This window comes from Kribbella sp. NPDC058245 (assembly GCF_042882005.1).
Lineage (GTDB): Bacteria > Actinomycetota > Actinomycetes > Propionibacteriales > Kribbellaceae > Kribbella.
Map to the genome: position 1 here is coordinate 220,733 of NZ_JBHVWY010000008.1, position 19,408 is coordinate 240,140.

At 62.3% G+C, this 19,408-nt stretch carries 14 protein-coding genes; 3 read left to right on the top strand and 11 right to left on the bottom strand.

Features of this window, described 5'->3' with window-relative positions; translation table 11 throughout:
• Window positions 1-261 precede the first annotated feature (261 nt).
• The 3 genes from ACFVWG_RS20685 (at window position 262) to ACFVWG_RS20695 (ending at window position 2,977) form a co-directional block, all read left to right on the top strand.
• Entirely contained in the window at window positions 262-1,011 is a 750-nt protein-coding gene (locus ACFVWG_RS20685; protein ID WP_391544951.1) for a hypothetical protein, read from the top strand.
• Entirely contained in the window at window positions 1,008-1,544 is a 537-nt protein-coding gene (locus tag ACFVWG_RS20690) for a VWA domain-containing protein (protein ID WP_391544952.1), read from the top strand. Before ACFVWG_RS20685 ends, ACFVWG_RS20690 begins: the two co-directional genes overlap by 4 nt.
• Before the next feature lie 359 nt (window positions 1,545-1,903).
• Entirely contained in the window at window positions 1,904-2,977 is a 1,074-nt protein-coding gene (locus tag ACFVWG_RS20695) for a CHAT domain-containing protein (protein ID WP_391544953.1), read from the top strand.
• Window positions 2,978-3,075: 98 nt separating this feature from the next.
• Here the strand turns inward: ACFVWG_RS20695 and ACFVWG_RS20700 are convergent, their stop codons facing one another.
• The 11 genes from ACFVWG_RS20700 to ACFVWG_RS20750 form a co-directional block, all read right to left on the bottom strand.
• Window positions 3,076-3,945 (bottom strand): tyrosine-type recombinase/integrase, encoded by an 870-nt coding sequence (locus tag ACFVWG_RS20700; protein WP_391544954.1) that lies wholly within the window; start codon window positions 3,943-3,945, stop codon window positions 3,076-3,078.
• Between the two features lie 144 nt (window positions 3,946-4,089).
• Window positions 4,090-4,536 carry a hypothetical protein gene (locus tag ACFVWG_RS20705; protein ID WP_391544955.1) on the bottom strand — a complete coding sequence of 149 codons (447 nt, stop codon included), beginning with the start codon at window positions 4,534-4,536 and terminating at the stop codon, window positions 4,090-4,092.
• A 640-nt stretch (window positions 4,537-5,176) separates the two neighbouring features.
• A complete protein-coding gene (locus tag ACFVWG_RS20710; protein ID WP_391544956.1) occupies window positions 5,177-8,773 on the bottom strand; it encodes a DEAD/DEAH box helicase in 3,597 nt (1,198 codons plus the stop codon).
• Entirely contained in the window at window positions 8,758-9,585 is an 828-nt protein-coding gene (locus ACFVWG_RS20715) for a hypothetical protein (protein WP_391544957.1), read from the bottom strand. The genes ACFVWG_RS20710 and ACFVWG_RS20715 overlap by 16 nt, the downstream gene beginning before the upstream one ends.
• A 382-nt stretch (window positions 9,586-9,967) precedes the next feature.
• Window positions 9,968-10,369, bottom strand: coding sequence for a hypothetical protein (locus ACFVWG_RS20720; protein WP_391544958.1), 402 nt, complete (start codon window positions 10,367-10,369; stop codon window positions 9,968-9,970).
• Window positions 10,370-11,055: 686 nt separating this feature from the next.
• A complete protein-coding gene (locus tag ACFVWG_RS20725; RefSeq protein WP_391544959.1) occupies window positions 11,056-11,535 on the bottom strand; it encodes a hypothetical protein in 480 nt (159 codons plus the stop codon).
• 699 nt (window positions 11,536-12,234) lie between these two features.
• Window positions 12,235-12,954: a TIGR02391 family protein gene (locus tag ACFVWG_RS20730; protein ID WP_391544960.1), complete on the bottom strand. Its 720-nt coding sequence runs from the start codon at window positions 12,952-12,954 to the stop codon at window positions 12,235-12,237.
• Between the two features lie 1,527 nt (window positions 12,955-14,481).
• The gene (locus ACFVWG_RS20735; protein ID WP_391544961.1) at window positions 14,482-15,786 is read right to left on the bottom strand and encodes a hypothetical protein; all 1,305 of its coding nucleotides are present in this window, start codon (window positions 15,784-15,786) and stop codon (window positions 14,482-14,484) included.
• Window positions 15,783-17,135: an AAA family ATPase gene (locus tag ACFVWG_RS20740; RefSeq protein WP_391544962.1), complete on the bottom strand. Its 1,353-nt coding sequence runs from the start codon at window positions 17,133-17,135 to the stop codon at window positions 15,783-15,785. The genes ACFVWG_RS20735 and ACFVWG_RS20740 overlap by 4 nt, the downstream gene beginning before the upstream one ends.
• Before the next feature lie 466 nt (window positions 17,136-17,601).
• Window positions 17,602-18,459 carry a hypothetical protein gene (locus ACFVWG_RS20745; RefSeq protein WP_391544963.1) on the bottom strand — a complete coding sequence of 286 codons (858 nt, stop codon included), beginning with the start codon at window positions 18,457-18,459 and terminating at the stop codon, window positions 17,602-17,604.
• A gap of 93 nt (window positions 18,460-18,552) precedes the next feature.
• A complete protein-coding gene (locus ACFVWG_RS20750) occupies window positions 18,553-18,798 on the bottom strand; it encodes an AAA family ATPase (RefSeq protein ID WP_391544964.1) in 246 nt (81 codons plus the stop codon).
• Window positions 18,799-19,408 lie beyond the last annotated feature (610 nt).

The window sequence follows — 19,408 nt, forward strand, 5'->3', positions numbered from 1 at the left end:
ACGAGCTCGTCGAACGAATGACTGACTGATGCACGGTCCTTGTATCAGCAGTCCGTGGGCCGGCCTCTCTTTGATGGGGGCTCACTCGGCGGTAGGCATCGTGCGGAGCCACTTGGTCAGTGTGGATGGAGAGATGTGCACGGTGGTCAGAGATCACGCTGAGGCTCGAGGATGGCAGGGATGATGGATGACCAGTCGGGGATCGAGAACGGTCCCCTTCGTGCGTGCTGCGCCGCACGAGACTTACTGGGATAGGCCGGGATGAGTCACTTTCACGAACGGCTAGACGAGTTGCGCGCTGCGGCCGGAATGCCGACGTACAGGTCTATGGGGGTCCGGGTTAATGTTCCAGTTTCGAAAGTTCGGGAATGGTTTGATGGCCAGATTCCCGCGCCGGAGCCTCTCGGTCGCCTTGGCGCGCTCATCTTCTTCCTTGAGGTGATGGCGGCTGAACGCGGACAATACGTGCCTAGGGGCCCCGAGTACTGGCAGCAACTGCGAAGCAAGTCCGCTGAGGACCTTGCTGACGATAGTGGGGCGGGCGACGCAGGCGAGCCTGAGTCAGGGTCTCCGATAGCGACGAGCATCGCTGAAGTTGTGCCCACTTCGGGGGAAACTGGCTCACCTTTGAGTAAGTGGGACGTGCCCAGCGCGTTGGCGTTCGTCGCTCTGGTAGCTGCGGTCTTCCAGATCACTAAAGGGATGTTCGCGGTGCTCCTGTGCGTGGCTCTCGGCTCCGTCGTTGCCTGCGGCATCGCGGCCGGACACGCAAAAATTGGATACTCGCGACTTGCGAAGGCTGGGTACTTCCTCTTCTTGATCGTTTCAGTTGGACTGTTCCTTGTCGACGCGAGGATTTCTAAAAGCCCAGAAGTATTCGCCGCGCCGTCTGCCGGGCCGACGCAGTCATCACCTCTGTGTGAGGACGTTGGCAGTGTTGTAATTCTTGCCGCAGTACATGCGAACACGTCGGGTAGGGGTGCTTCGATGGAGATGGTCTGCACGTTATGAACCGCGTTGCGGCTCATAACGGACGGGTGGCGGTAATCGCGCTCGACGGGACGCCTGAATTTGTGCTCGACGAGCAGTACGAGAGCGATACCCCGAACGCGGTCATCTCTGCGCTTCATGTCGGTGCCGACAGTGATGGGTCGAACCTCGCTGCCGGGATTAAGCTTGCGACGGACTACTTCCGGCGACATCGGAGCGAGATGCCGCGACTGGTCGTGATGGACTCAGGGCTTCCGGATCGAGGCTTGATAGATCTGACGCGCCCGGGGCTGTTCTCCGGAAAGATCAATATCAAGCGTGAAGTCGCGTCGATACTTGATGGTGTGACTAAAGAAAAGCCCGTCATTGAACTAGTTGGTTTCGGTAATACGAGCCTGCCGCAGAAGCCGCTGAAGAATTCTCAGGTCAATATCTTAACCAATATATGGAAAGAAGCTTTCGAAGCGGCCGACTGCCGGGTGATTGTTCACAGAGTTTTTGACGCTGCGCCTGGTCCGAATACAAAATACCGTACTCGGACCGTCTCCGTGTGAAGTCTGAAGTCCGGCTAACTATTCCGGCTTGCTATCGAGTCTTGTTCGCGCCTTTCCATACAGGTGCGTAGATGTACTTGCTGTCCATCAGATGATGAGCAGGCTGCTCACGTTGGCTGGTCTGCACGGTGTCGATCGCCTCGAACTGTGCATGGAGCGGTCGGCAGTGCGTGGGTCGTGGACCAGCCATCGCCAGCCCTCAGGACGGCTGCCTGGCCGCAGTTGCCTTGCGGCGGCTCTGGGGTCGATCTGCGCACCGGACTGGCCAGCCGCAACCTTGTTGCGGCTGTCGGACGGTGTCGTATGCCACAGTGGCGGCAAAGGCCGGTGGCCTACTGTCGATCTGTGGGGGGACCACGATGAGCAGTGCGATGTATCGCAGGCAGCACGACGCGAAGGTGAAGTCGGAGGTCGCAGCAAAGAAGTCCGCGGCCGCTCTTCGAGGAAAGGAGAGCGACAAGCGGGCGAAGGCGGCCAAAGAAGATGTGGCCGCAGCCAAGGCTTCGACCGACGGCAGCCGTCGGACGCACTTGAATGCAGCCAAGCGCGCAATGGACGAGGCGAACAAGGCAGGCAAGGATGCGGCGGCGCTGGAGGTGAAGGCTGCCAAGTACGGACAGGAGGCTGCGGGCCTGCTGCAGAAAGTCGTAAAGGCCGAGCAGACCGAACGTGCGCAGGCCGAGTTGAAGCGGCAGCGAGACGATCAGTTGCGCCGTCGCCGCGAGGAGGCATCGCGAGCTGTCGAGCGCCGCGAGGTCGACGAGCGCTTGGCTGTCACCGAGGGCAAAGCCGACCAGGCACTACGGCGACTGGCCGAACCGAAGTCCGAGAAACTGCGGGTGCTGATGCTGGGCGCGTCACCTGAGGGGGATCTGCGAGTTGGTCGGGAGCAGGACAGGATTGAGAAGGCAGTTCAGGCGGCACTGCACCGCGACCAGATCGAATTTCGGGTTCGTCGCGCAGCTGCGCCCGCCGATCTGCTCGACGGCATCTCCAACTTCCGTCCTCACGTGGTGCACTTCAGCGGGCACGGCGATGATGAGGTCATTGGGTTTGAAGAGGATAAGGATGAACACAACGAAGGCATCGTGGTCACCGCTGACGCCTTCGCCGCCGCCTGTGCGGCCACCAGCACTCCGCCCATTCTGATCGTGCTGAACTCCTGCCACTCGGCGAGCACCGCCGAGAAGTTGGTAGCTCAATTCGCGGCTACCGCCATCGGTATGAAGGGCTCTATCGACGACGGTGACGCGATCCTGTACGCCACTGGCCTCTACACCGGCATCGCCAACGGGCATGCCGTGTTCTATGCGCACGCTCAAGGCGTGGCTGCGGTGCAGCTGGCCGGCGGCGAGCATGAACTGCCAGATCTGGCCTTCGCCACTGACGTCGATCCTCAACTCGTCCACCTTGTGAAGACGCCGTCGAACTGATCAGATACCGGGCGGTATGGGCGGTCTGACGTCCCGAGGACGTTGCGGGTGGGCTGGCAACGACCCACCCGCAGCTAGATCGAGCGAATGTCCGGCGGCTAGAACTCGGCGAGCGGGTGAGATTCATTAGTAAGGGCGGCAAGTGCCTGGGCGATCTCAGAAAGGGTCGCCTTGACGTAGGTAGCGGTGGTGCCGGCGCTGGGAGTGTCGGTGTGGCCTGCGTAGGCGCGGGCGGTGGCGTAGCCGAAGTTGCGTTCTACCCAGGTGAGGGTGGTGTGGCGGAGCCAGTGGGTGGAGATTTGCTGGGTGGCGACCCAGGGGAGATGGGAGCCGATGCGGCTCCAGAGGTGGTCGTAGCGGCGGCTGGTGATGGGTTGGCCGTTGGTGTATCGGAGGAGCTGTCCAGTGGGTGAGGCGTCGCGGGTTTCGGCGTGGTGCAGGAGGTGGGTTGTGAGGGTGGGAGAGATGGGTTGCCAGCGGACGGTTTCGCCTTTCTCAGTGAGGCGGACTAGGGACTGGCTAGCGTCTAGGTCGTTGGGGGTTAGGGCTAGCGCGCCGCCTCGGCGGCAGGCTGTTTCGGTGTGGAGTCTGAGGATGAGGGTGTCTAGGGCTGGGTCGTTGCCGGTGGTGGCGGCGATGTGGTTGATCTCGGCTAGTTGGTGGCCGGGGATGGCTCGTCGGGTGGAGTTCAGACGGCGTGGTTTGGCGACCTTGAGGGCTGGGTTGGTGCCGGGTGGGACGAGGGGGTCGTTTTCGGCGTGGCGGTAGATGCAGCGGAGTGCGGCGATGAGGTGTTCGGTGGCGGAGCAGCCGCCGCGTGCGTTGCGGCGGATGGTGAGGGTCGGCTTGATGATTTCGGCAAGGTGTTGGATTTCTGTGGGGGTGGGTTCGTCGAGTCGGCGTGCGCTCCAGTGCTCCACGACGCGTTTCCAGTAGGAGTTGTAGACCCGGCGGGTGCCTGCGGTCACCGCCGCTTCGACGATCGGGACGTACTGGGCGAAGGTCGGTACGGCGGATTGCGGAGCTGCAACCGCGAGTAGATCGGCGGCGCTGACTCCTAGGCGCGAGAGCAGGAGACGTGCGGCCTCGATGTCGGCGTTGTTGGGGAGGGGTCATGAGGTTGCTCCGTTGGCCAGGAGGACGTCGAGGGCGGCTGGCGAATAGACCTGCACACGAGTGCGGTCAGAGTCCGTCGCAAGGAAGACGCGGTCGCCTGGGATGAGTGCGCAGAGATGCCGCGGCGGTGCAGGGATGCGCACCTGGCCCTGGGAGGTAACGCGGAGGCTCGCCGTCACGTCGGGTGTGATGATCAACACTCCACGTGTTGCGGTGATTGCCGCCTGGAGGTCAGGTTTCCAGGCGAGAGCGCGCATGAGCTTGGTGTCGACGAGACGACCGCGGTTGTCGATGGTCGAGAGACCGTAGACGGCCGTCGAGGTGCGTCGGATCGCCAGCGCTGGCAGGGGAAGCGCCGTACGGCCGGGTGTGGCTGCTGACTGCTTTGTTGTCGAATCGAGACCCCGGCCGGGCGGCACCAAGGGCGCTACGTGGGCGCTCATGAAAGGCACCTCGACGCCGCAACGTGAGAAAGCTCCGTGCTGCGCTGAGCGGTTCACGGAGCCGACTTACTTGGGTCCTTCTGGTGTTGCAGGTATGCACCGCTGGTGTGTCCGAGCCGGACACGCACCTTAACCACACGGCTAGAGCTTGACCTGGATCCGCCGGCCCGAACCCCGTAGCCGCTGATTTGCAGCCCAGGTTGCCCGCCGCTTGTCGATGATACGCAAAATCGCTTGCTGGTAAGGGACTCCGGAGGGATCTGTGACTCGAAGATACTCATCGCTGACCATCTTCTCGTGCTGATTGAGGTGCGTAAAGAGGTGCGCTGGGAGGGGTCGGCTGCGAACAGGTTTCCGAGGATCGGCGGGGGCCCGGCCTACACGCCGTCCCGGACGGCCACCCGCACATACTCGCCTTCCTCGCCGGCCTCCGCGGCGCGGCGACACGACCCGGTACCTCGGAATCAGCGAGTTCGGCCAATTCTCCGACCTGACCGACGGGTGTGAGATCCACTGCACCGACAGACCACCTGAAGCTCATCAAGCGTCCGCCGCCTCGTTGTGTGCTTCGCCACTCGCACTCCTTCGCCTGGATTCACGTCGGCGGCTGGGCTGGACCCACAGAGCATCGGGATTCAAGTTATCGCGACTCTCGAAGGCTGAGCGAGATCCCGTCAGAAGTGGCGGTGTACTCGATGCCGCTTGTGTGCAGCAGGCATACGTCGAGATGTGAAGCGGTGGCCACAATGCCGACACTGATGGGGTAGCGACCCATCGTCCAGATCTCCGCAGGCTGTGACCGATCGGCAATCCGTAGCTCCACCGTCAGATGGCTAGGAGGTAATGGACTCATCGGCTGTTGGAGGCTGACTGAAGTCTCGTGATCCTCGATCAGTTGTCGTAGCGGGCTCTTGCTCGGAGACCTGCAGAACTCCGCGAGGTCTTCGACCTCCCGGGGTGACGCGCCGAACTCGCGCTGCCAGCCGTCGATGTGCAGATCCCGCAACCAATTGCGGACCTGTCCCCAGGCAATCTCTCGGTCCTCGGCTTGCTGGCCAATGAGGTGGGCGACACGTCGCGAGCTCACTCCACTAATCAGCAAGTTCTGGGCTATCCGTGTATCGACTCCGTAACGGATGAGGTAGGCAAGCTCCTTCGGGAGCGCGGCGAGACCGCCCCGCTCCACAAGCATCTCGTTGACCTGCGACGTGACCACGCCGACTGTCCAGCTCAAGAAGTGTTCGAATGCTCCACTGACGGCGTCGACTGTCTGCTCTAGGCGCCATGAGGTGTCGGAGACTGTCGGCAGTATTGCGGCAGCGAGCCCCGGCATGTCCATACCTCGCAGCCAGCCACGTAGCGCGCCTATGACCGGCACATCGATGGAGGCCCTGGCGGCCACCGACGACTTGAAGCTCCACACTTTGCCGGCCTCCGGCAGGTTCAGGAGGAGCAGGAACGCATCTGCGGCTTCGAGTGCCTCAAGCGCCTCGTCGGTTGAGAGGACCGATGTCACCGGGCCGGGAATGCCAGAGGCGCCGAGATCACCGTGCCGCGAGGTGATCTCGTCTGCGACTGCGATCGCTATCTGCTCGATTGCCACGGCGCTGCCCAGCGCGGTGCCTGCCGTCATCCAGCGCAGTCTGCTGATCGCTGGAGTTCGGACGTAGACCTGCCCGACGTGATTTGCGAACGCTATCCACCGCTCCTCGAGGTCTGTTGGCAGCTGAGCGAATGCCAACAGTCCCCGGACTGCCTTTCGTAGGTCGGGATGTGTGGCCAAGGAGTCAAGGCGCTCAGCGGCGGTGAGCACGAACCAGACGAACGATGCGAAGTCCGCGGTTTCGCCCTTCCCGAGCTTGAAGATCGCATCGGCCGTTGTGGCGATGAGTTCCTCGGCCTCCGCAAGTCGGGTCAAGGCCACCTCGGAGCACAACGTCGAGCTGATCACGAGTTCTTCGGCCGCTGGCTGTAAGAGGTCGAAATGCTGGTCATCCGGCGCCTGATTGAGACCCAGCACGATCCATCCCTCGGATTCCTTGCCTGCTCGGCCGGCACGGCCGACGGCGTTGAGCAATCGCGGTGCATCGAGCTGCTGTCCTGGATCTTGACCTTCGTACCGAGTCTCGGAGATCACCACCGTTCGTACCGGTAGGTTTACGCCGTCGGTCAACGTCGAGGTAGCGAACATCGCGATGAGGACTTCGGAGCGCATTGCCTGCTCCAAAGCATCGAGAACATCGATGGGGAGACCTGCGTGATGGTAGGCCACTCCGTGGCGGACGCAATCGACGAGGGGATGCTCTCCACCGAGCCGCTCTTCGAGGAAGTCGCACAGTGCGGACGTGCGCGGAGCGATGCTCAGGAGCTGAGACACCTCCTGAGCAGCGTTGCGGGCGTAGTCACGTCGCGAGAGGATCATTAGCAAACTGCCGGCAGGCAGTAGCGCGTGTGCCGTCCTCGCGCACAGACGATAGAACGGTGTCTTGCTCTTCGGTGACCAAGTGCCGTCCTTCCGTATGTTTCGCAGGACCTCACCAATCGGTTTGTCGACCGAGGTGGCAAGCCGTTGGGGGTTGCTCTCGGCGGCGCGAACTCGCAGGTCGGCGATCATCGGATACCGAGCGATATGGTCGAATGCCTTTGACTTCGCTGGGAGCTGGTCGCCGCTCTGCCACACGATGTTGGAGTACAGCAGCGCATGGAGACGCCGTGGGCCGCGCCAACTCGAGCTGAACAGCACGTCGGTGCTGGTTGGATCCAACCAGGTAGCGACTTGCTGTGCGTTGCCCATTACTCCTGAGAGTAAGATCAGACGTGCGTCGCTGAGTGACAGCATCGCCAGCAAGGACTCCAGCAGGAATCCCCGACCGGGTTGGGCCAGCAGGTGTGCCTCATCGACGACGAACATCGAGAACTGCTCAAGAACGCCTTCCGGATCCTGGCGGAGTAGGTGTGACAACCTCTCCGGCGTCATAACCTCCACCGAGCTATCGCTTGGCTCCTCGAGCAGGCTGAAGAGGTCCTCGATGGTGATGTCGCCGAAATCAGGAAAGTCGCCGCCGACTCCCTTCTGGAGGACACGCAGCCTACCCGCGAGCGCCTGGCGCATCTCGCGGCCAAGGCTGCGCAGCGGCGTGACGTAGCAGACGTTCCCGGATTGGGTTGCGAGGTGATGGCAGATAAGGATCTGCGCGACCAAAGTCTTGCCAGCGCTGGTTGGAACCGACAAGAGGAGCCGTTTGGTGGCAGGATCCAGGGGGTTCGCGGTGGTGCGCTGCAGCAGTTCGCGTTGCGGCGGCCAGAGAGTGAGAACGGGGGGCGAGCCCACCGTGAATGCCTGAGCCACGACGCTTGGCGTACCGCTGGGCAAGACACTCCAGACGCTGGAGGTCTCCATTCCGTCAGCGATGGTGCGCAGGTGGGCCGCTACCCACCGTGCGTCGTGGTCGCCTTGGCCCGCCTCTAAATCGATGACTGAGTTGAGGCGGGCGCGCGCCTCTTCAAGCCTAGTGCGTTCGCCGTAACGCAAGAAGGCCATCAGATCAGCAACTGCGGAAACCACTGCCTCCGCTGGACCAAACATTGTCGATCTCAGCGTCTCTGCACCGATGAGAGTAGCCATATCTAGCGCCTCCGCTCGCCAAGCGCCAAGGAGTTGTCCGACACGACCGACGTCGAGTCCGAGAAATGCGACTCCCGCGCGCAAGGCCATCGTGATGAAGTTGCCCGGCGAGACGGATCCTGGTCTCGCGTCGAACTCGGATGCGCCATCCGCTGCGTGCGAGAATACGACCTGTATTGCCCCCTCGGCTTCGTCGTCGGAGCCAGGCTGTGGTGAGTCGAGCAAACCGTCCACCCGTCGCCAGACCGCGGTCGCATTGGGGTCGAGGTCTGCGCGTCGATACCCGACCTGGGCGCCGAACGCGAGCGTAAGCCGATCGTGCGCTGGCCGGTCGAGATCGTTGAGCGCCAGATCGAAGATGTGCGCGGAAACGGCGAATGCCCGTTGTTGGCGGGCCAGGGGATACAGGTTTTCTGCCTCGGCAGCCGATGCGACGCCATGGAGGTACCAGGCGGTCCTCAGCAACTCGTCATCCACACCGGTCGGTCGGATGAACGCCCTGACCTCCACATCGGCGATCAGTTCGGCTAACTGCTCGACCGTAGGCAGTGTCCCCGCTGCATGTTGGCCCAGCGCGTCTGCCAGGAACTCCGGATTCAGAGCACGGTCCACAGATAGGTCCTCACATCTCGTGCCAGCCCTTGGAAGTCCTCAATCGCCAACAGCAGCCCCTCGAGCTGTCCAGCCTGAACTAAGCCCGGGAACTGTTTTCCCATGGTGGTGAAGCATGTTTTCGGCGGTGGCACCCGTGCCGACGCGACTCCCACCCCGACACCGGCGCTGTCGCTGTTGTCGATCCAGAAGTCGACCAGCTGCTTGCAGAGGTCGCCAACAGGGCCGGATTGCGCGGAATGGATGCTGGTCAGTTGAGCCAGATACCGCGTCGCGTTGGTACTGAGCTGCGTGTAAGCATCACCCACCGTCTTGGAGACAGCCGAGGCACCGGTGTGCTGCTTGATCTCCCACAATCGAAACGAGTTGTCGCCTGTGTCGTTGTCCTCATAGATCACAAAGCCGTCCGCGCCAGGTTCGGTCACGTTGAACTTCGGCGGTTCGAGCAGTGCGACGGTACGGGTCGAATCGACGACCTCAAGCGCGTGCAAGTACCACAGCCACTCGGCGACGTGGCCGATCAGGTGCTCCTCAGACTTGCCGTCGGGTGGAAGCCCGAATACACCATCGATGAACGCTGCAACGAGCTGTCGTTCGGGGCTCGCGAGCTTGGCCTGGGCAAGGGCCGCGGTCCGCCACAGGGTAGCCGCCCTCGAGCCACCGGATCGCTGGTCCATAACAGCATTCGCGATGATCCAGGCCAAGGCTGCGCGCTTCGGCCCGCTGACGCCGATCACTGTGCCAAGGTGCCAGCGGCACTTCTGAGGAGCAATCTCTGTTTGCTGCACGATGCTGAGCAGATTCGTGGCCATGTTCCCGTACGTCTGCGCTACGGCCTGCGCGGCATGAGCCTGAACCACTGGCGTCGTAGAAAGGGAGACGTGCTGGATAGACCCGCTTGAAGCTGGCTGCGTCGCGTCACTGCCCACTACGCCCTCCTGGCAGCGGCCCGCCCCGGTCGCTCCAGGTGCATTCTCTCAGCTTACTCAACACATTCCCAGTGCGCCTGCCGAACTCCCTTACCCGCAGCCGCCGGCCAGCCAGCGACTACTGCGGAACTTGCGAGACCAAGGTGGTGGCGGGAACGCCTGGCCGCCGGGACGATTTCCTGTCCGAGCAGGAGCGCGCCGGTGGTCGCAGCATCACGCCTTGTGTGGCGGGCGGTCGGACCGCGGATCGTGCTGGAGCTCTGAACTACTCGGTCGACTTCAGGTAATGGATCCAGTTGCCGGTGCTGACGTCCATGAAGTCGGGCTCCTTGGTGAAGGTCGCGCCCGGTGCCACCGCGAAGGCGAAGTTCGGCTGGGCCAGACCGATATAGGGCAGGTCGGTGGCGATCGCCTGGGTGATCGCCCGCATCGCTACCAGGCGTTTGGCCTGGTCGGTGCTGGAGTCGAGCACCTTGAGCGCCGCCCCCGTCGACGTCGAAAAGCGTGAGGCGTTGTAGGGGTTGGACTTGGCGACAACATACGAGTCCCAGGAACTCCGATCCGGGGCAACATCCTCGTCGGCAAGATCCCCGATCGCCGATGAGTCGTTGAGCCGCCGCGAGACGAGTTTGACGATGACGCCGATCTTGTTCAGGTTGAACCGCACGAGAAGTCTGCCTGTGAACTCTAGGTTTGCGCTCAGCGACTAACAACGCCGACCGGGCTTTGGCGGAGTCGCGGAGCTGGACACAGCCAGGTTGACCACTCAGATGGCGGGCCTGGCCGTAGAACCCGGGGAACCCCTGTTGATCTCCATGCCGTTGACGGCCCGGAGGGATCAGTTCGATGTCCCTGGAAGCGAGCAAATTCTAGTCCTTCGGACCGCGCTGTTTTGTTGCGAGTGACACCGATGCGAGTCCGATCACTGAGACTGCTGTGGCAACCACCGATGCCACTGGCAGGCCGAAGATCAAGATGAGCCCGGCGGAAAGGCTAACGACCACGCAGAGCGCCAGTACGCGTATCAGTGTTACGGCGTGTACCGAGAAGCGGCGTGGATTTGGCGATTCCTGTTCTCTGCCGTGCTGTGGCGTGTCCATGCTGTTCCGACGTAAGCGCTCTTGTTCGGCTCGCTCGGCTTTGATCCGGAGACGCTCTGCCTCCAAATGAGCCAGGTCCTCCGCCGCAGGAGTCCATGGGTCCGAAGCTCGCGACTTCTCTGTCTCAAGTCTGTGATTCGAGTTGGACACCGGGCGTGTGTTGGACATCGCCATGAACAGTTCGACCAGCCAAGGATGGCGTGTCCGCAACAGCGGTGCGCGGGGCACTCGCAGACCCAGCCGACCCGACAGGCTACTCAAGGTTGCCTCCTTCTGGCGCCGGGCGGGCAACGTCAGGTGGCTCCAGTTTGGTGCTTGCTGTCTTTGGCGATCTGCGCTTGGAGGTAGCCAAGTGTTGATCGGTGGTCGTTGCCTGCTCCGCGCCTGGCGTGATTTCAGGAAAGGTCCCTTGAGCGGTCAGTCGGCTGACTGTGACGAGCGCACCTGCTCCAGTTACCAGCGCACCGTATGCACCGCTGATCTGGTCCGCTGAAGCAAGTACCGTGACGAGCGCGAAGGCGACGCCCGTCTTCAGGAACACCCCGAGGAAATAGGTTTGCAGAGACGGCTGCGGTATCCCGTCCACCTTCCTGCCTCGCCAGCCTGCCATCGTGATCCACGGGACATGCGCATAGCGCTTGATGAAAAGGGCAACCTCGGCGGCCTCGGTCAGGATGGCGCCGAGTGCCCCGGCCGCCCCAAGCTCCCAGACTGCGGTCGTCACCAAGAACATGTCCTGAATCGTAGAGGGTGGTGACTCGGCAGCACAGAGTTCATGCGCCTGCTGGGCCCAAGACACAGTGTCACGCGTAGACAGAGTGGTACATCGTGCAGTGGGCCGAGCTCCCGGACCTCACGGGCCGCGCTTTGGCCGACTGCAACGATGCTATCCGCACTGTTATAGAGGGATTGAAGATATCGATCCAATTGGCGGCGCAGAACCTCAGCCCCCGAGATGCTTCCCAGCAGCGACCCCGGGGGTCATGTACGCGCTGATGACCCACAGCCCACGATGCAACCTGAGGCGAACTCGAGGGACCGGGCCGGCCGTGTGAACATGAAGGACCCCGTCACGAACGGTTGATTCCGACCCTAGCGCCTAACGGCGCTGTGCATCTGCGAGCTCAAGCACGGCAGAGTGAACGCCATGTCCTCCACCCACGAACATACTCTCTGAGAAGTGGTTGACACGTGGTCCAGGAGCCATACGAACAGTCTCGCACTGGATTGGCCCAGCTAGGCTGCGGCGGCATCTGTCGGTCATGACGGTTCCTCCGGTGGTTGTGCAACCGGCGGGACGGCCTGCCAGTGGGGCATCCGGGTTGTCCGGCGCGGTCCGGGAGGACTCTGTGACAATCCAGGGAAGTCTGCTGCAGATCATGGAACTTGCGGTCATATCGGTCTAGGCATCGACCATTCACCGTTAGGCCGCTCAGAGTCTCTTGTCGATTCGATCCAGCAGTCTGAGAAGGAGATCGGCCAAGAGAATCACATCGCTCGCGATCAGCGGATCCTCATAGCTAACTGCTCGATGAGACGCCGGGTTCTTGAAGAGGCCGATCGCACCCTTGAACAAATTCATTGCCGCTTCCTGTTCAGATCCCTCCGCTTTGGGGTCCGCCAGCGGCCCCGGCGCGGCCGGGGCGAACGCCCATTGCATCAGCTTTGTGCCGAGCACTCCGTCGGATGCGCCCGCGAGGTCGCGCACCCGAATCTCAACTTCGCGCATGGCCGCGAAGACGGCGAGGTCGTACTCGCCCAGCAAGAACTGGGACTCCACGCGCTGTGCGATCCGTGGGTGCAGGGCAACTCCAAGCCGTTCGGCGGCAGTGAGCTTGTCGACGCCATACTCAAGGGTTTCACGTCCAAGTCGAGTAATTCGATAGGCGTCGACCGAGGATTGAGATGAGTCACGTGCGACCAGGCCGTGGGTCATGAGCCACTGCCAACCCTCGCCAAGAGCTGCGTTTATTTCCTTGTCCCGCGCAGTTCCCTGTTGCTCGGCTCCTCGCATCCAGTTTTGCCAGTTCCAGCCCTGCCCAGCGCTATAGTCCGCCAGGATCAATAACGCGAGCGCGTTGATTGGCAGGGCTAGTGTTTCTTCTCGTGTCTTGTCCCATGCCATGCTCAGATCGTGGCAGAGCCGGATCACCGATGCCAGGGTATGCGGCGATCTTGGGCACGCACCCAACCCACCTGCCTGGTAATACCTCGCGCGCATGCAAGGAAAGTCCCAAAGCGGTCTCGGCTGCGATCTCTTGCATTGCGGAAGGTCAGGGACGAGCGTAGCGCTGCGGGACTGCAGTTGGCGCCTATCAGTTGGCATCCCAGCTTGGCCGCAGAGCCGCCGAGGAACCGGAACGGTTCGCGAACCTCGCCCTCCGGCTCGACTCTTCGACGCCGGCGGTGCACCTCCTGAGGATCATTTCCGCCATCGCTCCAACCGTCGACTTGGGGCTCCTGTCCCAGGTGTGCACTCGTGCGTTCGAAGATGCCGGTCCCGAGGTGCTGCGCACTGCCAACGACCAACAACGTGGCGGAGTACTCCGGTCTGATCGCCGGGCCGCAGTGTCGATGCCGTCGGTCCCGGCTGCATCCGGTAGGGCGGGCGGGCTAGTGCCAGGAGGCGTTGTCTTGGGTGACCAACCGCCCTGCCCCGGCCTCAGCGCCTTCGATGTCGGAGAGCGCTTGCAGTGCGTCGCTCACGGCCGCATCCAGGCGGTGCGATCGAGGCTCGGGGTGCCGTTGGCGAGGGCCTCCTCGCTTTGCTCGACGAAGCCTGTTCGTCGACGAGCGACGCAGACTGTGGGCCCGAGAGTTTCCGTGCCGGACCTGGTGAGCGGCGGTCGAGAGTTGCCTGTTGTCGTCGATGTAGATGACGACAGTCCGCACGCGCTCCTCGTCACCGTTAGGGACGAACGTGGTCGTCTGCTTCATAGCCGACAGTTGCGTCCGCGCCAAGGACACGTCGAGACAACGTTTACCGATCTACCGCCTGGCGCGCAGAGCGTCCGTGTGGCGGGATTCCAGTCGGGCAGTCCTATTGCACCGGTTGAGACAACGACCCTGGGCTGGTCCGACGAGACTGTACGGTGACGGACCGCTGAGGTCGGCCAAACAAGCTCACACACCACCAAGGCACGTACCGTGAACCCTGGATGCGCGATGGACGCGAGCCACCCAGGAATCCGCGCCGCACCAGGCTCCTACCGGGGAGTGCCCGCAAGCTGAGCACCCGGTCGCAGTTCGCCGAGTGAGAATTCGGACTGCGACCGGTCCGGCCGCGGTCTACTGAGGTCAGTTGAGGGGGTAGTGGGAGGTCCTGATGGTGCAGTGGACGGGGGAGGAGTCGCTCGATGTGAATGGTGACTTTTGGCTGGCGTCTCAGCCGCAGGGCCGGGTGAACCACCCCGGGTTTGATGCACACCTCCTTCGCTGGGAAGGTGGCACTTACGCCGAGCAAGTAGGGACTGCCCCCGGTTCGGTTGTCTCCTGGGGCGTGGGCTGGTCAGGTCGGGGTTGTCAACGGCCCGGTGTCGAGCACGGCTCTGCGGATGGGCGTCAGCCCGGACAGCATGCTCCCGTTTCGGTTGGCTGACCGCCTGCGGCCGACCACGTGGAGGCGATCATCTCTTGAGCGTACGAGGAGTCTTTGGCGGGAAGGATCAGGGTTCGCCGTCTAGTTGGTGACATGCTCGGCACACGGGCAATGCGTGACGCTTTGCCGGTTGGGGGTTCTGTCATCGTCGGCGGATAGTTGCTGGCGCGCCATCCTGGCTAGTGTGCGTCCCTTGCGAAGGAGAAGTAGCGTGCTGTCGCGCAACTCGTACCGGAAGAGTACGAAGGTTGTCCGGGGGATCAGGGTCAGGACGGCGTTGAGGTTTCGCCGCTTGAGTTCGAGTTTCGCCAGGCGGGCATTGCACAGGAGTTCGCCGCGGGGAAAGTTCTTGGCTCTGCTTTGGTTTGTTGCCCTTCGGAGTACTTTGGCTGCAGCGGCTGGATCGTCTTTCAGCAGCAGGTGTGTTGCCTCGGCTGAGTGGAGCATGGCTTCGCCAGCGCCAGTGTCCTGACCCTGGGCGAACAGCTTTCGGGCCAGTGCTAGGTGAACTTGAGCCTCGTCCAGCAGTCGTTCGCGCATCAGAATCTCGGCCACTCGAAGGTTGTGGAATCCGCGTCCCGTGAGGCGACCCTCGGAGATCTCCTGTGCCGCGAACAGGAGTTGTAGTGCATCGCGGTTGCGGCCTTGATCGCCTGCGATGCGACCGAGATAGTGCAGTGCTTCAGCTCGAGGTTGCTGACGTCCGATGACGGTCTGAGGTGGGTCGTCCGGTGCGGCGAGGGCCTCGGTGAGGAGAGAGGTCGCACGGTCTATGTCGTTGTAGTACTCGATCATGCCGGCGGTGACAAGGATCTGCTGCTGGAAGGGGGCGCTTGCGTCATGGGCGATCGCGCGGCATTGAGAGATCAGCCGTCTGGCTCGACGATATTTGCTGACATCGATCTCCACGCGTGCGAGCGTAAGTAGGGCCCGGAGGCGCTCGGTGTCGTTCAGGGCGTGCCGCAGGGCCCGTTGCACGGCCCGTCGACGAGCGTGGCCGCCGGTGTTGAAGGTTGACTCGTAGCGCGCGAGTGCCAGGAGCAGATCTGTCGTCGACTTGGGTGGCGTCATCTCAAGCAGGCCATTGATCGTCTTCGTGCTGATGGCGACGACTCTGTTGGTCAGCTGGAAGTTCTGTCCTGCGCCGGACAAGGTCGCTGCTTCCAGGGTGAGCTGAACCAGGCCGGCTTTGAGGTCGAGGTCGTCGGTGTATTCATCGACGCGTTCAAGGAGGCGGGCGGCGGCTTCGACATCGATCTGGCCGTCTGGTGTCAGGGCGGCCTTGTCCAGCAACTCCTCGGCGTTCTCGATGGTGAGTTTGAGCCGCTCGTGTTCGAAGAGTGCACGCGTCGGAGCACCGTCAATGCCACCGGTCGGGTCGGTCACGCCTGTACCTCTCGCAGATACTCGTAGAGCAGACTGTGTACCGACAGGTTCTGCTTCAGGTTGGACGGGATGACGAGGAACAGTCGACATGCACCCTCGACAAGTTCTCCGAAGAGGTCGTCGTCCTGGATTCTCGATCTTGCTTGGAGGTCCTGCCGACTGGGGGCAGCGCCGCGCGCGAAGTAGGTGAACGCGGACATCAGCCGAAACGCGGCCCGCGCGTCGTACTGAGTGGCCAGCTCGACCACGGCTTGCTCGTAGAGGTGACTTCGGACCCGTGCGCCCATGTCGTGCTGCGCAGATCTCAACTGGTCGATCACCGCGGAGAGTGGGCGATGCCGTCTGAAGTAGGTGACCACGATCAGCTTGATGAGGAACGGATTGCCCTCCGAGATTTCGTAGATCGGTCGGAGCAGTTCGTCATCGGCTGTCTGCAAGTCGGCGTTGGCCTCGGAGTCGGCAAGTCTCCGAACCAGGCGGAGCGTGTCGGTGAAGCTGAGAGCCGGCACGTCGACAGGTCTGAAGTCGAGTTGCTGCGCAAGGTCGCCGTCTGGACTGTCGACAGCGAAGCGACTGACGGCGATCAGTCGATGAGGCTTCGTGAACCCGAGCGCCCTGACTTCGTTCATGATGGATCTGGCGTCTTGGATGCCTTCGAGGTTGTCGATGACCAGAAGGCGACGGACGTCGGTGCTGTGCTCGGTGACGTGTTCACTGATGCGTTGGCCAAGCACGACCTTTGACTCTGCTTCGATCCCGAGTTGTTGTGCGATCTTCTGCAGGATGTCGTTCCAGTCAACCGTCGTCGGCTGGTTGGCCGGCAGTCCATCCGAGCGAATCACGGTATCCCGCGCTGATGCCCAGATGATCTGGTCGAAGCGTCCGTCCGATTCCAGTTGCTTGACTGCCTCGTAGGTGACCGCCGTCTTGCCGATGCCGCCGGCCCCAGTCACCGTGACGGCCCAGGCGTCGCCGTCCTGCAGCAGCGGTCGCCGGATCCTGTCTACGGTCTTCTCGGCGGACAGGAGTTCGCCGTGGTCGAAGACTTGCTGAAGCGCTTGTTTCTCCCAGCCCGTAACCGATGTTGGGACCTGATGCGTGCTCGGCTCGGCAGTCTCGATCTCGTTGCCCGGCCAACGGTCGGCGGGTTCGAGTGGTCCCGGTAGCTCTGTTCCGTCGCTAGACGCACGATCTGAGCGCGCGCCAAGCTCGAAGCCGAAGAACTTGACGCGGCGACCTTCACGGCCGTAGACAGCCTTCAGCGTGAGCAGAAATACCGCGACTGCTGCAGCGACGATAAGAGGTAGCGCCCACCGTGGGAGGTCCTGCAGGTACTCGACGATCTCCAACTGGACTCCAGGTCATTTGGGGAGCCAGTGTTGCAGGGTGACGCGCGCAAGGCTAGCGCTCGATAGTCGACTTATCGTGGGCCGCGGAGCGGCCGAGCTCTATTTATGTGGACGGTCTGGCCGCAGTAGCAAGAGATAGTGACTCGTGCGGGAGGTCGCGCTTCATCCAAGCGGTTGTTTCCTGATCGACTCGGAGGAGTTATCTCCGGGTCGTGTAACGGATTGTGCAGATCGATCGATAGGCGCTTGTAGGGAGGGCTGCCACTGGCAGCCGGGGGTGGTGGATTCGTTCGGGGGTCTGCCGCTCGCCCTGGTGCCGGCCAACGCTGCTTGGGTTGTGCCTCCCGCTACATCGCATCCCCTCAGACTGGTTGTTGTGAGCAACGACCAGTCCGAAGATGAGCGGTATATACCGGGCAGATAACAGACCTACCCAAGCGCGCTCGGCCGGCGCAGTCTCGATTGGCTAAGGGTTGCAGTTCGTCACTGGGGCGTCGTCCGTACGGGGGTCGACTTCATTGACCTGTGTCCCAGTGGAGCCGACGATCCACAGCCGGCGGGAGTCCTTGCGCTTTAGTGGGGTGAACTCGAACGGTTGACCGTTGTTGTCGAGCTTCATCGAGCCACGCTCGTTCGATCCGTACTGATAGTCGACCGTCACACTGAACCGGACATGGTGGTCACGAGTATGGAAGTTCAACAGAAACCCGACCTTCTCGTTCTTGGTCAGCGTCACCATGCGCCTACTGAAGTACTTGGTGTTCGTGACGGTGCCATTCTCCTCCATCACATGGGCGATGGGCTGGGTGCTGTCGAGGTCGAAGTCGAGCAGTTCGAGGTCACCGCCGCCGCCTTTCTCCACCAGCGGGCAGACCAGAGCATTGGTGATCGGCGCCGACCTCTCCAGCGGGTCGATGCGGATGTCGGTGATAGTGATGGTCTGCTCCCGGTTGCCGCGCAGGTAGACGATCGCCGGGTTGGTTGACACCGCCGGAACGCCGCCGTCGGGAACGGCCTGGCCTGTTGGGCCATCGGCAGAGTTGATTGTTGCTGCGAAGCGCTCAGCCTTGCCAGCATCCTCGAAGGCCATCGGCCAGTACGTGTCGAAAAACATCTGATCGACTTTGATGGCATCAGAGGTCGCCACCTTGTCCACGGCAGGTCCGACGGGCACCAAGGGCTCCATCGCACCTGAGAGTGTGGCAGCGATCCATCCTCCGACCGCCAACAGGCTTGCCCCAGCTGCGCCGATCAACCACTGTCGACGTTTGCGCCTGGATTTCGCTAGCTGCTTCTTGCTCTTCCCGTTCTTCTTATTGTTCAACTAAATGCCCCCTAGGCTACTGAGGGGCTATCGGGCCAAGAGTGCGAGTCGTTACGCATTGCTACCTCCGAAGCAGAAACCCACCCCGACCTGTTATCTAACAAACGCTTGCACGCCACTGCCTCCGTCGTGGCACGCAGCCGACCATTGCAACTCAAGAGGCTCTACATCGCCGTTCACCGCACACGCAACGGCCTGCTTCGCCAGGGTGCATGCAGCGAGCAAGGTGGACTTGCCGACCCCGTTGGCTCCGGTGATCACCGTGAGCGTCGTGTCGAGCTCAAAGGAGAGGCTCGGGAGCGCGAGGAAGTCCGTGACCGCGATACTCGTGAGACGCATACAGACATGGTCGCAGCCGCTGTCACTTCAACAGGTCAACACTGACGAGAAGTTCGCAAGTCGCCTAGGCTAGCTGACCACATCTTGCCTCGCCCTCGCATGCGGGTGGGGAAATTCCTGCGTGAAGGACTATGGGGTGGGTGCCGACGAGCGTCTCTCGTGCTGGAACGCTCTTCGCGATGCGTCCACCACTGAGATCGGAAAGCTCTCGGTGACTGCGAAGTCGACGTCGCCCGGCAGTTCGAACCTTGCTGGCTTCGATCGTCACACACTTGGCTAGGGAGCCGTCGCGGTGCCGGTCGGCGACACCGAACACTCGTGTCTTACAGGCAGTCATGTCGAGCCGTAGCCGATCGCGGTGATCGCTCTGGCCAGCTCGTGCCCGGGATCGAGGGGCCGCAATCATTGCCGGTTCAGAAGGTCCAGGAGGTAGGTCGCAGAGACTCTGCCGAGAGATCGGGGCCATACGGTCGGCGGCCGGAGGAAGCATTAATGGACCAGCATGAACAGGCGATCGGCTCCAACGAGTGGCGTGCGACAGGACCCCGCCGACGTCTTGAGTCCTAGCTCGCTCCGGACATCAGCAAGATTCGCCAAGCGCTGCGTGGCC

Bases quoted from the DNA above. Each gene is read 5' to 3' on its own strand.
- ACFVWG_RS20705 (WP_391544955.1), bottom strand. From the start codon at position 4,536: ATGAGCGCCCACGTAGCGCCCTTGGTGCCGCCCGGCCGGGGTCTCGAT.
- ACFVWG_RS20695 (WP_391544953.1), top strand. From the start codon at position 1,904: ATGAGCAGTGCGATGTATCGCAGGCAGCACGACGCGAAGGTGAAGTCG.
- ACFVWG_RS20715 (WP_391544957.1), bottom strand. From the start codon at position 9,585: ATGGCCACGAATCTGCTCAGCATCGTGCAGCAAACAGAGATTGCTCCT.
- ACFVWG_RS20690 (WP_391544952.1), top strand. From the start codon at position 1,008: ATGAACCGCGTTGCGGCTCATAACGGACGGGTGGCGGTAATCGCGCTC.
- ACFVWG_RS20685 (WP_391544951.1), top strand. From the start codon at position 262: ATGAGTCACTTTCACGAACGGCTAGACGAGTTGCGCGCTGCGGCCGGA.
- ACFVWG_RS20725 (WP_391544959.1), bottom strand. From the start codon at position 11,535: ATGTTCTTGGTGACGACCGCAGTCTGGGAGCTTGGGGCGGCCGGGGCA.
- ACFVWG_RS20750 (WP_391544964.1), bottom strand. From the start codon at position 18,798: ATGCGTCTCACGAGTATCGCGGTCACGGACTTCCTCGCGCTCCCGAGC.